The 12,441-nt window shown below is 62.2% G+C and carries 11 protein-coding genes; 9 read left to right on the top strand and 2 right to left on the bottom strand.

Going from position 1 to position 12,441, the window contains the following annotated elements; all coding sequences use genetic code 11:
- Positions 1-302: 302 nt before the first annotated feature.
- Together BBX35_RS23115 and BBX35_RS23470 are read left to right on the top strand one after the other, a co-directional pair.
- Positions 303-1,451, top strand: a complete 1,149-nt coding sequence (locus BBX35_RS23115; RefSeq protein WP_244271673.1) for a dsDNA nuclease domain-containing protein — start codon at positions 303-305, stop codon at positions 1,449-1,451.
- A 33-nt stretch (positions 1,452-1,484) separates the two neighbouring features.
- Entirely contained in the window at positions 1,485-3,176 is a 1,692-nt protein-coding gene (locus BBX35_RS23470) for an AAA family ATPase (protein WP_141687892.1), read from the top strand.
- Positions 3,177-3,267: 91 nt separating this feature from the next.
- On the opposite strand, the gene BBX35_RS18145 is transcribed toward BBX35_RS23470, so the two are convergent.
- Positions 3,268-4,068: an aspartate dehydrogenase gene (locus BBX35_RS18145; RefSeq protein WP_067223074.1), complete on the bottom strand. Its 801-nt coding sequence runs from the start codon at positions 4,066-4,068 to the stop codon at positions 3,268-3,270.
- Positions 4,065-4,895, bottom strand: a complete 831-nt coding sequence (locus BBX35_RS18140) for an IclR family transcriptional regulator (RefSeq protein WP_067223072.1) — start codon at positions 4,893-4,895, stop codon at positions 4,065-4,067. Before BBX35_RS18140 ends, BBX35_RS18145 begins: the two co-directional genes overlap by 4 nt.
- A 202-nt stretch (positions 4,896-5,097) precedes the next feature.
- Here BBX35_RS18140 and BBX35_RS18135 point away from each other — a divergent pair, with 202 nt between their 5' ends.
- The 7 genes from BBX35_RS18135 to BBX35_RS18105 all read left to right on the top strand — a co-directional run bounded on the left by BBX35_RS18135 (position 5,098) and on the right by BBX35_RS18105 (position 12,434).
- On the top strand, positions 5,098-6,135 hold the full coding sequence (locus BBX35_RS18135) for a TRAP transporter substrate-binding protein (RefSeq protein WP_083206418.1): 1,038 nt from the start codon (positions 5,098-5,100) through the stop codon (positions 6,133-6,135).
- Positions 6,136-6,177: 42 nt separating this feature from the next.
- Positions 6,178-6,666 (top strand): TRAP transporter small permease, encoded by a 489-nt coding sequence (locus tag BBX35_RS18130; RefSeq protein WP_067223069.1) that lies wholly within the window; start codon positions 6,178-6,180, stop codon positions 6,664-6,666.
- A 69-nt stretch (positions 6,667-6,735) separates the two neighbouring features.
- The gene (locus BBX35_RS18125) at positions 6,736-8,037 is read left to right on the top strand and encodes a TRAP transporter large permease (protein WP_410176329.1); all 1,302 of its coding nucleotides are present in this window, start codon (positions 6,736-6,738) and stop codon (positions 8,035-8,037) included.
- A 97-nt stretch (positions 8,038-8,134) separates the two neighbouring features.
- Entirely contained in the window at positions 8,135-8,944 is an 810-nt protein-coding gene (locus BBX35_RS18120; protein WP_067223064.1) for an alpha/beta fold hydrolase, read from the top strand.
- A 13-nt stretch (positions 8,945-8,957) separates the two neighbouring features.
- Complete coding sequence (locus BBX35_RS18115) at positions 8,958-10,529, top strand: amidase (protein WP_067223061.1); 1,572 nt, start codon at positions 8,958-8,960, stop codon at positions 10,527-10,529.
- 290 nt (positions 10,530-10,819) lie between these two features.
- Entirely contained in the window at positions 10,820-11,431 is a 612-nt protein-coding gene (locus BBX35_RS18110) for a demethoxyubiquinone hydroxylase family protein (protein ID WP_067223059.1), read from the top strand.
- Positions 11,432-11,993: 562 nt separating this feature from the next.
- Positions 11,994-12,434: a carboxymuconolactone decarboxylase family protein gene (locus BBX35_RS18105; RefSeq protein ID WP_067223057.1), complete on the top strand. Its 441-nt coding sequence runs from the start codon at positions 11,994-11,996 to the stop codon at positions 12,432-12,434.
- Positions 12,435-12,441 lie beyond the last annotated feature (7 nt).

Here is a 12,441-nt window from a genome sequence, read left to right as displayed (position 1 = left end):
GGGTGGGTGGTGAGGGGTGAGCGGGCGCACAGAAAGCGGCGTTCTGCTGTACGTGATCCAACCAGACGTCGGGATACCCGCTGAAGACTTCTAATTGTGCTTTGAGCGTTCGCTGAGGCAGCATCACATAACCGTGGTTGGTCACCCTTTTGGCTTTGCGACGAATTCGAGAAATTTAACAGCGGCTTCATCAATTTCCGACCTCCCACATCTAGTACTTAGCAAGGAGCTCCTTGACCCAAGACAGATTATGGCTCTAGATTAATTTGAATATGGCGGGGAGGAAATTTTATTTGACCACAATGTTAGACGAAGTCGTTCTTGCAATGAATAACTCCGATGCCTCTGAGAGCGGCGGAAAGCACAATCAAAAAGGCATTGAATTTCAGAAAAACTGGGCCATCGTCAAGATGTTTTCCCTTAAAGAAAAGGACACGCCCGACTTTCTTGTGCTTTTTGAAGTCGTTCAAGATATTGCGATATTAGATTCGCCCAACACGCCGTCGACCATCGAAGTATTTCAAGTCAAAAAGAAAGACCGGATGGAGTGGACGTGGACTATGCTCACGAATCTGCACACTCCTAATGACCCATCAAAAAAAATCAAGGTTAAGCAAAAGAAACCTAAACCTCTTTCTGGAATTTCCGACAGTCCACTCGGAAAGATATTTGCCTCACTCGCTAGCCTTAAGAGTTTGGAAGCTTCAGGATGCTTTATTTCCAACGCAGGGTGTAACCTAGAGTTATCTTCAGGCGGCAACGTCGCAACGTCCACCGCCATCGCACTTTCCGAACTAGCCCCGCACCTCGCCGATTTGCTTCAGGCCGCACTAGACTCGGTACAAACGCCAAGCGGCATGAAAGCCGATCTATCAAGAGTTTTGATCGAGAAGGTCAACATCCCTGTAGACGACGCCCAGACCTATACAATAGGGGTCGTACATAATTATCTTCATAAGGTGAGTCCGCCACATGCTGGGCAGGCGCGGTCGTTTGTCGAGAGCTTATTGGCCAAGCTCGCCCCCCTTGGGGCGAAAACCGCGAAGACCACAACAATAGAAGAGATAAAATCGAGGCACGGATACAGCTTAGAGCAGTTAAACGCAGCTTTAAGCGACCTTCACAAGACACCTGACATTGAATTTTATCTTAACAGTTGGCTGGATCAATTAAAAAATGAAGGAATTGAATTTTGGAAAATTACACAAATACGTGCTTCAATAACTGCAATATTAAGTCGAAAAATATTCGGAAGCCCGCTGCCCGATGATGTCGACATTTCGATGTGCTGTGATGCCCTGCTGAAAAACGAACAATTTGAGGCACGTTTAATGCCAATTTTCGAACGAGGAACAAAACATCTACGCGAGAAGTTTCCGGCGACAAAGGAAGTTGAACTTCAAGCTCATTTTTTACTGAAAGCGGTTGAGCAATGCGTGGACCCGAGCTAGTGCGCCTCGTCAGAAGCCTGCGGACAAAGTCATATGAAAACCTTCAAATTCAAAAGTATATGGCTGCTCTCAGACAGCGAGCAGACAGCCAGATCAGAGAGCTTCAGTCCGAAAAAGACGTTGTTGGTCGGGATGAACCACACCGGCAAGTCGAGTCTGATTAAGTCCCTCTTCACTGCTCTCGGGGCCTTTCCCGCCGGCCAACTCGATCGATGGAATAAGGACACCACGGTGCTGGTGGAATTTTCCGTGGATGGCGTAGACTACTACGTCGTTCAGCAACGCAACAATCGTGGGCTTTTCGACGCTCAGGGAAGGCTCAATTTCACCTCCGCCAACGCAACCGATTGGGGCCGCAATTTTGCAGAGTTGGTTGGATTCAATTTGATTCTTACAGACCGAAAATTAAAATCGGTGACTGGCGACGCGAGAACGTTCTTCTTACCATTTTATATTAACCAAGATGGGAGCTGGCTGTCTGATTGGTCAACATTTGACAATTTGCAACAGTATCAAAAGCCGATCGGCCCAGTTCTTGAATACTTCACAGGCGTTAAGCCACCTGAATACTATGACCTCAATTCGCAGAAGCTAGTCCATCAGAAGGACCTTTCTGAACTTAGGGGCGAGGAGAAAGTCATCAAAACGATCAAGGATCGGTTTGGCAGGACCGTACCTTTGGACGGCCCAAAGACAATGCCAGAGGTCTTTGAACAAGACATTGCACGCCTGACAATAGAAATTAATGAAATAAATTCTGAACAAGAGGAAATCAGAAATAATATAGTACGCGAAAGAGAAACTGCCGAAAGCCTCGAACTTCAAATTAAAATGGCACATCAGGCTCTGTCTCAGTACGATAGCGATTCTTCTTTTCTTCAGACCGAGCCTCACAATGTACTCGTCTGCCCAGTTTGTCACGCCGAACACGGCAAAACATTCATGGACCTCCTGCGGTATTCTGAAGACGCGCGTGTCCTTCGAAATCTCGCTGTTGAACTCAAAAATGATCATCTAAAGATAAGCCGTACCCTGGAGGGATCCAAAGATCGCCTCAGATCTCTTGATGATAACTATAGGAAAATTTCAAATATTCTTGAAACGCGACGCGGCGACCTCAAGCTAAACGACGTTGTTCGAGCCATGGGTGCCGAATCTGCATTTGCGGCCTTCGAGGCCGAGCTGAGCGAGCTCGAAGTAAAGATTAATCCTTTAGTGACGGCAATTGACAAGTTAAACCGGCGGCTTAGCGAGCTAACCAATAGAAAGCGGTCGAACTCCATTCTTTCCGATTTTCGAAAATATTATGATATTGCTCTAAAATCACTTAATATGCCGTCCGTTGAAACCGGTAAAATGAATCTAAATCGTCGCCCAAAGATTTCCGGAAGCGGCGGCCCGAGATCTATATTGGCGTATTACGCGGCTCTTTGGCACACTTCACTGGGCGAATACGGTTCGTTTTCCATTCCTGCCGTGATCGACTCGCCGCAGCAGCAAGGACAAGACGCCACAAATTTACCGATAATGATCGAGTATATCGCCACGAAACTCCCGTCGGATATGCAGATCATATTAGCAGTGGAAGAGCCGACGAAGTTTAAATTCGAGAAGGTGATTGAACTTAACGAGCCCTATAATCTACTTTCACCAGACCAATATGACCAGATAAGAAAATTCATAGATCCGTTTACCGACGCTATGTATAGAGCTTTACTCGGGTGATCATATTTAATGACGCGGCAAAAATTGCCATCAAAAACAAGGATTCACTTTTAATCCTGCGCGAGATTATCAATTAGCACTGGGGGTGCCCCTACACCAGCCTCACCGAGTTGGAGCCGCTGTTCAGGAACGACAGGATGCTGAAGACCGTCGTGCCGGAGGTGCGCGGGTTGATGCTCAACGGCGTCGCGGTCGTCTCGAAGCGGAAGCTGCCGAGCACGCCTTCGGCCTCCACCACGTGGCGGTTGATCACCGCGCCCGGGTCGGCGATCAGCGAGACGGTCGTTTCGTCGAAGCCGGGGCCGGCAAGGGCGACAGTCGCGGCGACATTGGCATTGGCCGGGTAGAGCTGCGCCACCTCGCGCGCCGAGCCGGTGAAGAAGGTCGTCGGAGCGGACAGCGCATCGAGATCGACACAGTGCTCGGCCGGGGTTCCGCGCCAGGCGCGGCTCGGCTTGATGCCGGTATAGCGGACCTCCTGCCGGCCAGCGATCTGCGCCGTCGACAGGGCGTCGAGCGCGCCGATGGCGCCGCTGACCACGTGGATCTCCGCGCCGGTTTCACGCGCCGTCTCCTCCAGCCCCTTGCGGAACGCATCGTCCGCCAGTGCGCCGGAAGAGGCCAGCACCAGACGGCGGCCGCTCGCCACCACGTCGCCCGCATGCTGCCTCAGGCCGGCATGGCCGGCCGCCTCGATCACCGTGTCGACATCCGCATCCAGCTCCCCTATGGAGCCGACGAAGCGGGCGTCCTGCCAGGCGTGGTCCGGCGCGCCGATGCGCTCGGGGCGGACCACGATGTTCTTCACGCGCACGGCCGTGTTGCCGGCGAGCGAGGCCAGCAGCGTCCGGGTGATGCCCCCGAAACCGATGATCGCAATGTTTGCCGTCACGCCCTGTCGATCCTCAAATTGGCGGTGAAAATTTCCGACAGCTCGCCGGCCGCCCTGATCAGGGAGGCCTCCAGCTGCTGTTCGTCGTGTTCGCGGATGCGGTTGCTCGGGCCGACGATGGAGACGGCGTAGATCACGCCGATCTGCGGCAGGTGCAGCGGGGCGGCGATGCCCATCAGCCCGCGGTCGATCTCCTCGCGGCAATAGGCGATGCCGCTCTCGCGCACCGCCCGGTATTCCTTCTTCACCGCCGCCGGCGAGGTCAGCGTCAGGTCGGTCAGCGCGGGCAAGTCCTGCTTGAGGATGCGGTCCCATTCGGCCTCGTCGCGATAGGCGAAGATCGCCTTGGCGGAGGCTGCGGCATGGGCCGGCATGATCCGCCCGGGATTGACGAAGCCGTGCGCGTCCTTGGCCGGGGTCACCAGCACGGCGGTCTCGACGCGGTCGCCGCGCAGCACCGACAGGAAGGCGGATTCCTTGAACTCCTCGGCCAGGCGATGCAGCACCGTCTGCGACAGGGCGACGATCTGCTGCGGGTCGACGGCGCTGCCGAGCAGGCGGCGGATGCGGTTGCCGAGCATGTAGACCTTGCGCCCGCGTCCCGCACCGTCGCCGCTCTCGCCCTCGCCGTCCCCGTCGGGCCCGCCGACGGCGATGCAGTCGGCCTTCACCAGCCCGGCGATCAACCGGTGCACGGAAGCTTTCGGCAGGTCCAGCGCCGCCTGCAAGCCGCTGAAGCCGAGGCCGTCGGGATTGCGCGCGACCAGTTCCAGCAGCTGCAGCTGGCGCTCCAGAAGGTCGCGACCTTCGCCTGTCTTCTCCGACACCTGTCTCTCCCCCTGGCAAGGCGCCCGTTCAAAAAGCGCTTGACGTCCGCACTCTCATCATCACAAGTTTGTTCCACATTGCAATACAAAAGTTCCACTAAACGGAACTTGTTTCGCCTGACGGAACTCCCGCCTGGCGGAACCGAGGGTGGAACAACCAGGGTTCGAGTGCCTTCCAACAAACCAGAGGGAAGTGGGTCTTATGAGGAAGTTCAAGAAGTTCACCGGTGCGCTGGCCGTCGCGCTGATGGGGGCCTGCGCCCTGACCACGTCGAGCATGGCGGAAGACGCGCAGGTCAGGCTGCGCCTGTCGCACAACCTGCCGACCAACAACGCGCTGCATTACGGCGTGCTGGAGCCCTGGGCGAAGTCCATCGGCGAGGCTTCGAACGGCTCCATCGCCATCGACATTTTCCCGGCGCAGCAGATGGGTCCGGCCAAGGACCACTACAACATGGCACGCGACGGCATCGTCGACATCGCCTTCTACCTGGTCGGCATCGAGCCGGGCCGTTTCCCCATCGTCTCGGCGGCGGAAATCCCGTTCCTCGTCTCGGCCAACGACCGCGGCTCGCGTGCCCTCTACGAGTGGTACATGCCCTATGCCGAGACCGAGATGTCCGACGTCAAGGTCTGCAACACCTTCTATGACGGCGGCGGCACCGTCCACGCCAAGAAGAAGATCGAGCGTCCGGCCGACCTTGCCGGTCTGAAGATCCGCTCTCCCAACGTGATGGCGGCCGAGCTCTACCGTCTCGGCGGCGCCTCGCCGATCCAGATGTCGGCGAACGATGCGGCCGAGGCCGTCGAGCGCGGCGTCGTCGATGCGATCTCCTTCCCGTGGAAGCTGCTCCAGGCGCTCGGCGCCGACCGCACCCTGCACTACCACATGGACACGACGCTCTACTCGCTGGCGACCGCGATCCTGATCAACAAGGGCTCCTACGAGCGCCTGTCCGACGCGCAGAAGGCCGTGATCGACAGCCATTGCAGCGCCGACTGGTCGGAAAAGCTGCCCGTCGCCTGGACCGACTTCGAGAACGAGGGCCGCGAGGTCCTGCTCGGCAAGCCGGAGCATGACGTCTACAAGCTCACCGACGAGCAGCTCGGCGAGTGGAAGGAACTGGCGAAGGGCGTCCAGGCCAAGTGGGCCGCCGATGTCGCGTCCAAGGGCGTCGACGGCGAGAAGGTGTTCGGCGACCTGAAGGCGCTGCTCGAAAAGTACGACGCCGCCTACTGACGCCTGCCCGCTTCGGGCTCTACCTGAAAAACGAGAAGCGCCATGCGAATTCTGAAGACCATCCTGGAAGCTGTGCCAGCGGTTCTGCTGCTCGCCATGGCGCTTCTCACCTCCGTGTCGGCCGCGACGCGCTACCTGATCAACACGCCGGTTCCCGACGAGTTCGAGATCTCGCGCATGCTGCTCAGCATCGTCGTCTGCTGGGGCATGGCCGCCGCCTTCTACTACAACGACCATATCCGCCTGGACGTGTTCTGGGGCCGCGCCGGCCCGCTCGCCCGCAGGATCCTGTCGCGCACCGGCACCGTTCTCAGCCTCGTGATCGTCGGCATCTATTCGGTCGCCCTGTTCTTCAAGGTGCTCGACACGATGAAGGCCGGCCTGCTGACCATCGACCTCGGCCTGTCGGTCTGGGGCTTCCAGTTCGCGGCCTGGCTCGGGACGCTCGCCTCCGTCGCCGTGCTGCTCGCCCAAGCCATCTGGCCGCCCGCCCATCTCGTCGACGAACAGCCCATCGACCCGGCGCTGTAATCCGGCGGCCGCGCTCCCTGCCGATCCCGTTTCGAGATCCCGACTTCAGACCCTGAGAGACAAGACATGCTGGACACCAACCTCGTGATGTTCCTCGGGTTCGGTCTGACCCTGCTGCTATGCGCGCTGCGCGTGCCCATCGGCCTTGCCATGGGCAGCTCGGGCATCATCGGCTTCGGACTGCTGACCGGGTTCGAGCCGGCCTTCCGCCTCGTCTCCCATTCGGTCATCTCGACCTTTTCCGACTACACGATGGGCCTGATCCCGCTGTTCATCCTGATGGGTGCGGTCGCGGTCGCGTCGGGCATCAGCGCCGACCTCTTCCGCGCCGCCCAGCTGTGGTTCGGCGGATTCCGCGGCGGGCTCGCGGCGGCGACCATCGCCTCCTGCGGCGGCTTTGCCGCGATCTGCGGCTCGTCGGCTGCGACCGCCGCCACCATGACCCGCCTCGCCCTGCCGGAGATGAAGCGCTACGGCTATTCGGAGCGGCTGGCCACCGGCGTCATCGCCGCCGGCGGCACGCTCGGCGTGCTCATTCCGCCCTCCATCGCGCTCGCCATCTACGGCCTGTTGACGCAGCAGAGCATCGGCCTGCTGTTCATGGCCGGCGTGGTGCCGGGCATCATCGCCATCGCCTTCTACATGCTGACCGCGCGGCTGTGGCTGATGCGCCGGCCCGAGGACGCGCCGGCCGGCATCGTGCCGCCCTTGCGCGAGCGCGTCGTCAGCCTCACCCGGCTCAGCCCGATCATTCTGCTCTGCCTCACCGTGATCGGCGGCATCTACGGCGGCATCTTCACGCCGACCGAGGCGGGCGCCGTCGGTGCCACCGGCGCCATCGTCATCGCCTTCGCCTCGCGCCGCTTCTCCTTCGAGCGCCTGTTCATCTCGCTGACCGAGAGCGTGCGCACCGCCGCCGCGATCCTGACGATCCTCGCCGGCGCCCTGCTGTTCGGCTACTTCCTGACGATCACCCAGACGCCGCAGAAGGTCGCGCAGGTGCTGCTGGATGCCGATCTCGGCGCCTATGGCACGCTGCTGGTCATCCTCGCGGTGATGCTGGTGCTCGGCTGCGTGATGGACTCGGCCGCCGTCGTCATCCTCACCGTGCCGATCGTCTATCCGATCATCACCCAGCTCGGCTTCGACCCGATCTGGTTCGGCGTCATCGTCACCATGACCGTCGAGATCGGCATGATCAGCCCGCCCTTCGGTCTGAACGTCTTCGTCATCAAGGGCATATCGAAGAACACCGACATCTGGGAAATCTACAAGGGCGTCGCGCCGTTCATTCTCGCCGACATCGTCCGCATCGCCGTGATGATCCTGTTCCCCTCGCTCGTCCTTTTCCTGCCGAACCTGCTTCGGTAGGCGCTCCCCGCGGCCGGTGTCCCCGGCCGCGGGGCTGCCGTTCCTTGCAAGCATTGCGCCGGGCTGCTCCCGGCATCTCAAGACCGGGAAGTGTGTATTGGCCTTTGCAGATATCGAAAACGGGCGGCTCCACTACGAGGTGCTCGGGCACGGACGCCCCCTGTTCCTCGTCTCCGGTCTCGGCGGCGTCGGCGAGTTCTGGCGCGCCCAGGCCGAGCGTCTGGCGCGCGACTTCCAGGTCGTCCTGCATGATCACCGCGGGACGGGCCGCAGCGAGACGCAGACCAGCGACTACACGGTCGAGCTGATGGCCAGCGACGTGCTCGCCCTGATGGACCATCTCGGCGTCGAGCGCGCGTCCATCGTCGGCCATTCGACCGGCGGCATCATCGCCCAGACCATGGCCCTCACCCGTCCCGAGCGCGTCGGCGACCTGGTGCTCAGCGCCTCCTGGGCGCATGGCGATGCCTATTTCCGCAGCCTGTTCGGCCTGCGCCTCGCCGTCCTCAAGGGGCTGGGGCTCGAGGCCTACGAGCAGTTCGGCCGCCTGTTCCGCTACCCGCCCTGGTATTTCGGCGAGGAGCCCGAGGCCCTCACTCCGACAGTCGGGGAAAGCGGCAGCGAGGAGATCATCGCCAGCCGCATCGGCGTGCTGCTCGACTTCGATTCCCGCGCCGAGCTGCCGCGCATTGCCTCGCGCACCCTGGTGATCGGCGCCGAGGATGACGCGATCACCCCGCGCTACCTGTGGAACGAGCTGGCGCAGAACATTCCGAACGCGGTCCTGACCACGCTGCCGACCGGCGGGCATTTCTGCCCGCAGACCCAGCCGGACCTCTACCATCGTCACCTGCACGACTTCCTGGTCGAAGGCCGGATGACGTCCCCCGCCGCCGCCGCCAGCTGAGAGGAACCGCCCCATGTGGAAGAGCAAGGACCTGCCGGAACTGCTTCGCGCCGTCGCCCAGTACCGCGACTACGGCCATCTGGACCGCATCCCGCAGTGGGAGGAGCGCCTGCGCGTCAACGAGCTGGAGCTGCGCCAGTTCGCCGCTCTGCCGCATGAGGATGCCCAGCCGCAGTTTACCGCCGGCCTGCCCGCCGCCGCCGAAAAGCCCGCCGCCGTGCCCTTGAGCGACGGCGCGCCGGGCACCGCCCTTGCCATTGCCGCCAGCGTGCGGCGGGGCGAGGTCTCGGTGTCGGAGATCGCGGAGGCCTATATCGCCCGTGCGGAAGCCGCCGCCGACATGAACCTCTTCACCGCCTTCGACGCCGATCTGGTGCGCAAGGAGGCCCGCGAGCTCGACGACCGCGCGGCGAAGGGCGAGGATCTCGGCCCGCTCGCCGGCGTGCCGGTACCGGTCAAGGACTACATGTTCGTGCGCGGCTATCCGCGCACCGGCGGCACGAAGGCGATGCCCGCGAGCCTCGACCACGACGACGCGCCGGTCGTCGCCAACCTGCGCAAGGCGGGCGCCCTGATCGGCGGCATGACCAACCTGCACGAGCTCGCCTATGGCGCGACCGGCATCAACCCGCATTTCGGCGCCGTCGCCAATCCGGGCCATCCGGGCCACATCATCGGCGGCTCCAGCTCCGGCTCGGCCGGTGCGGTCGTGGCCGGCCTTGCGCCGGTGGCGGTCGGCACCGACACGTCCGGCTCGATCCGCCTGCCGTCCGCGCTGTGCGGGGCGACCGGCTTCAAGCCGAGCTACGAGAGCATCAGCCGCGAGGGCGTGATGCCGCTCGCCTGGTCGCTCGACCATGTCGGGCCGATTGCCGGCAACGTGCGCGATGCAGCCCTCCTCTTCGCCGTGATGGCCGGGCGCACGCCGGAGACCTGCGTCCCGCCGTCCGACCTGAAGACCGGACGCCTGCGCTTCGGCAAGCCGACCAACCATTTCTACGAAGAGGTCGACGGCGAGATCCTCTCCCGCCTGGAGACCCTGATCACGCTGCTAGCGGGCGAAGGCCACGCCATCGTCCCGACGCCCCTGAGCGCGGTCGAGAACTGCCTGCCGATCCACGTCCAGACGGTCAGCGCCGAGGCCTCGCAGGCCTATTGGCAGGCGCTGGCGGAGCATCCCGAGCTGCTCGGGGAGGATGTGCGGGTGCGGCTCGAGGTCGGGCAGTTCCTTGCGGCCGTCGACTACGTCAAGGCCCAGCGCCTGCGCACGGTGCAGCGCGAGGCGCTGCAGGCCGCCTTCGCCGATGTCGATGTGCTGATCACCCCGACGATTGCGACCACCGCCCCGAAGATCGGCGCGACCAGCGTGATCATCGACGGCGCCGAGCGGCCGCTGCATCCGGCGCTGACCCGCTTCACCACGCCGTTCAACCAGTCCGGCCTGCCGGCGATCACCCTGCCCTGCGGCGTCAATTCGGCCGGCCTGCCCATCGGCGTCCAGCTTGCCGGCGCCTTCGGCAGCGACGAGCAGCTTCTGCGCATCGCCGCCGAGGTCGAGCGCGTCATCGCGAAAATGCTGGGCTGATGTTCGCCTGACGTCCGGGCTGACGCCCGCCACCGCAAAACTGGCACCCGAGCCAGCAAGGAGACCCCCGCGCCCGGAAGCCGGGGCTCCGAGCTGCACCGGGAAGCCAGAGCACGGCGCCCCATCGCCGCGCCATGGCACCCGGCGCCGCAGCAAAGTCTGCGGTGCCGGGTGCTGCCGTTTCGGGAGAAGCGCGCCGGGATGCGCGCAACGCTCGCCTTGACGATGGCCTGCCGCTTGCCCAGTACTGAGTGCCGAATGCATCGGCGACGAGGGGGGGAGCGACATCGATGACGACCAGTCCGCCGGCCAGATCCTCGACCGGATCGCCAGGCATCCGCGACCCGCAGCTCACCATCCGCCGCATTCTCAAGGTCAACCACGCGGGCGAGTTCGGCGCGATCCGGATCTACAGTGCCCAGATCGCGGTCGCCCGGCGCCTCTATCCCGACATCGTGCCGGCCCTGGAAGAGATGCGCGCCGACGAGATCGACCATTGCCGCCTGTTTCGCGAGGCGATGCCCGCGCGGGAAGCCCGGCCCTGCCGGATCATGTCGCTGTGGAGCCTCGGCGGCTATGTGCTCGGCGCCCTGACCGCGCTCGGCGGTCGCAACACGGTGTGGATCTGCACCGAGGCCGTGGAGAGCACCGTCCACCGCCATCTGGAGGACCAGCTCGCCTTCCTTGCCGACCGTGATCCGCAGCTGCACGCCCTCATCGCCTCGATCCAGCAAGAGGAACTGGCGCATCTGCGCGAGGCCGAGAACAACCAGCGGGCACGCGGCCTTGCCCGCGCCCTGCTGCTGCCGCTCATCGGCCGCCTGACCGACCTGATGATCTGGCTTTCGACCTGGGGCGATTCCAGCCGGATGCGGGCAGAAATGGCCAGAGCAAGAAACTAATCCCCCACCAGCTCGACCAGCATTCCCCGAACAGTCCGATCAACAGTTCCCGACCGGTTCGGTCAACTGGGATTCGCGCTTGTCTGACATCGTGTTTCATCATCACCCGCCCCCGCCTCCCCGGTCTGTCTCCGCCTCCCCGCTTCCCCGGTCTGTCTCCGCCCCCCGCTTCCCCAGCCTGGCCCCACCTCCCCGTTCGGCCCCACCACCCTTCCCCAGCAATTAAGATCTACACTTGTCTGACATCATATTTTTCTATCGCCAACCGGAGGCGCGCTCGTGCGGGCGCCTGAACCGGCCCCGCCCGGGCGTGATCGCGGCTCCATCGCGCCTCGGCGGGATTTGGGCGATTTCGAGAGGCCATTCTCGAAATTTCGCGATTTCGAGACGGAATTTTGCAAAATCCGTCTCGATTTCCGCGAAAGGCTAAGGTCGGGGACAGGCTCCAGCCGATCCGCAGGATCCTGCGTTTCGGCTGCGGAGCAGATTTTTTCGCGAGCCATGTCACAGCGAGCGAGGCCCGAACGTCTCAGGAGCGACACCAACGCACTGGAGACCTCCCATGACTGCCCGTCTCGACTATTTCAGGATCGCCCCCGACATGCTCAAGCCGATGCTGGCGCTCGAAGCCGTGGTACGCGGCGACGCGCTGGAGCACGAGCTCGTCGAGCTGGTGAAGCTGCGCGCCTCGCAGATCAACGGCTGCGCCTACTGCCTGCACATGCATTCGCGCGACGCCCGGGCCGGCGGCATGGACCAGACTCGGCTCGACCTGCTGCCGGCCTGGCGGGAATCGTCGCTCTACTCGCCGCGCGAGCGGGCCGCCCTTGCCTGGACCGAGGCGCTGACGCTGCTTGCGCAAACCGGCGCGCCGGACGAGGATTACGCTGGCATCGCCCAGCATTTCAGCGAAGCGGAGCGGGTACAACTGTCGCTGCTGATTTGCGCCATCAACGCCTGGAACCGGCTCGGCGTCGGCTTCCGCAGCGAACACCCCCGGTAAACAGGCA

This window comes from Stappia indica (assembly GCF_001696535.1).
GTDB classification, from domain to species: Bacteria; Pseudomonadota; Alphaproteobacteria; order Rhizobiales; family Stappiaceae; genus Stappia; species Stappia indica.
The sequence above is the reverse complement of the archived record's forward strand: the minus strand, read 5'-3'. Positions and strand labels throughout refer to the sequence as shown.

Bases quoted from the DNA above. Each gene is read 5' to 3' on its own strand.
- BBX35_RS23115 (WP_244271673.1), top strand. From the start codon at position 303: ATGTTAGACGAAGTCGTTCTTGCAATGAATAACTCCGATGCCTCTGAG.
- BBX35_RS23470 (WP_141687892.1), top strand. From the start codon at position 1,485: ATGAAAACCTTCAAATTCAAAAGTATATGGCTGCTCTCAGACAGCGAG.
- BBX35_RS18135 (WP_083206418.1), top strand. From the start codon at position 5,098: ATGAGGAAGTTCAAGAAGTTCACCGGTGCGCTGGCCGTCGCGCTGATG.
- BBX35_RS18130 (WP_067223069.1), top strand. From the start codon at position 6,178: ATGCGAATTCTGAAGACCATCCTGGAAGCTGTGCCAGCGGTTCTGCTG.
- BBX35_RS18115 (WP_067223061.1), top strand. From the start codon at position 8,958: ATGTGGAAGAGCAAGGACCTGCCGGAACTGCTTCGCGCCGTCGCCCAG.
- BBX35_RS18110 (WP_067223059.1), top strand. From the start codon at position 10,820: ATGACGACCAGTCCGCCGGCCAGATCCTCGACCGGATCGCCAGGCATC.
- BBX35_RS18105 (WP_067223057.1), top strand. From the start codon at position 11,994: ATGACTGCCCGTCTCGACTATTTCAGGATCGCCCCCGACATGCTCAAG.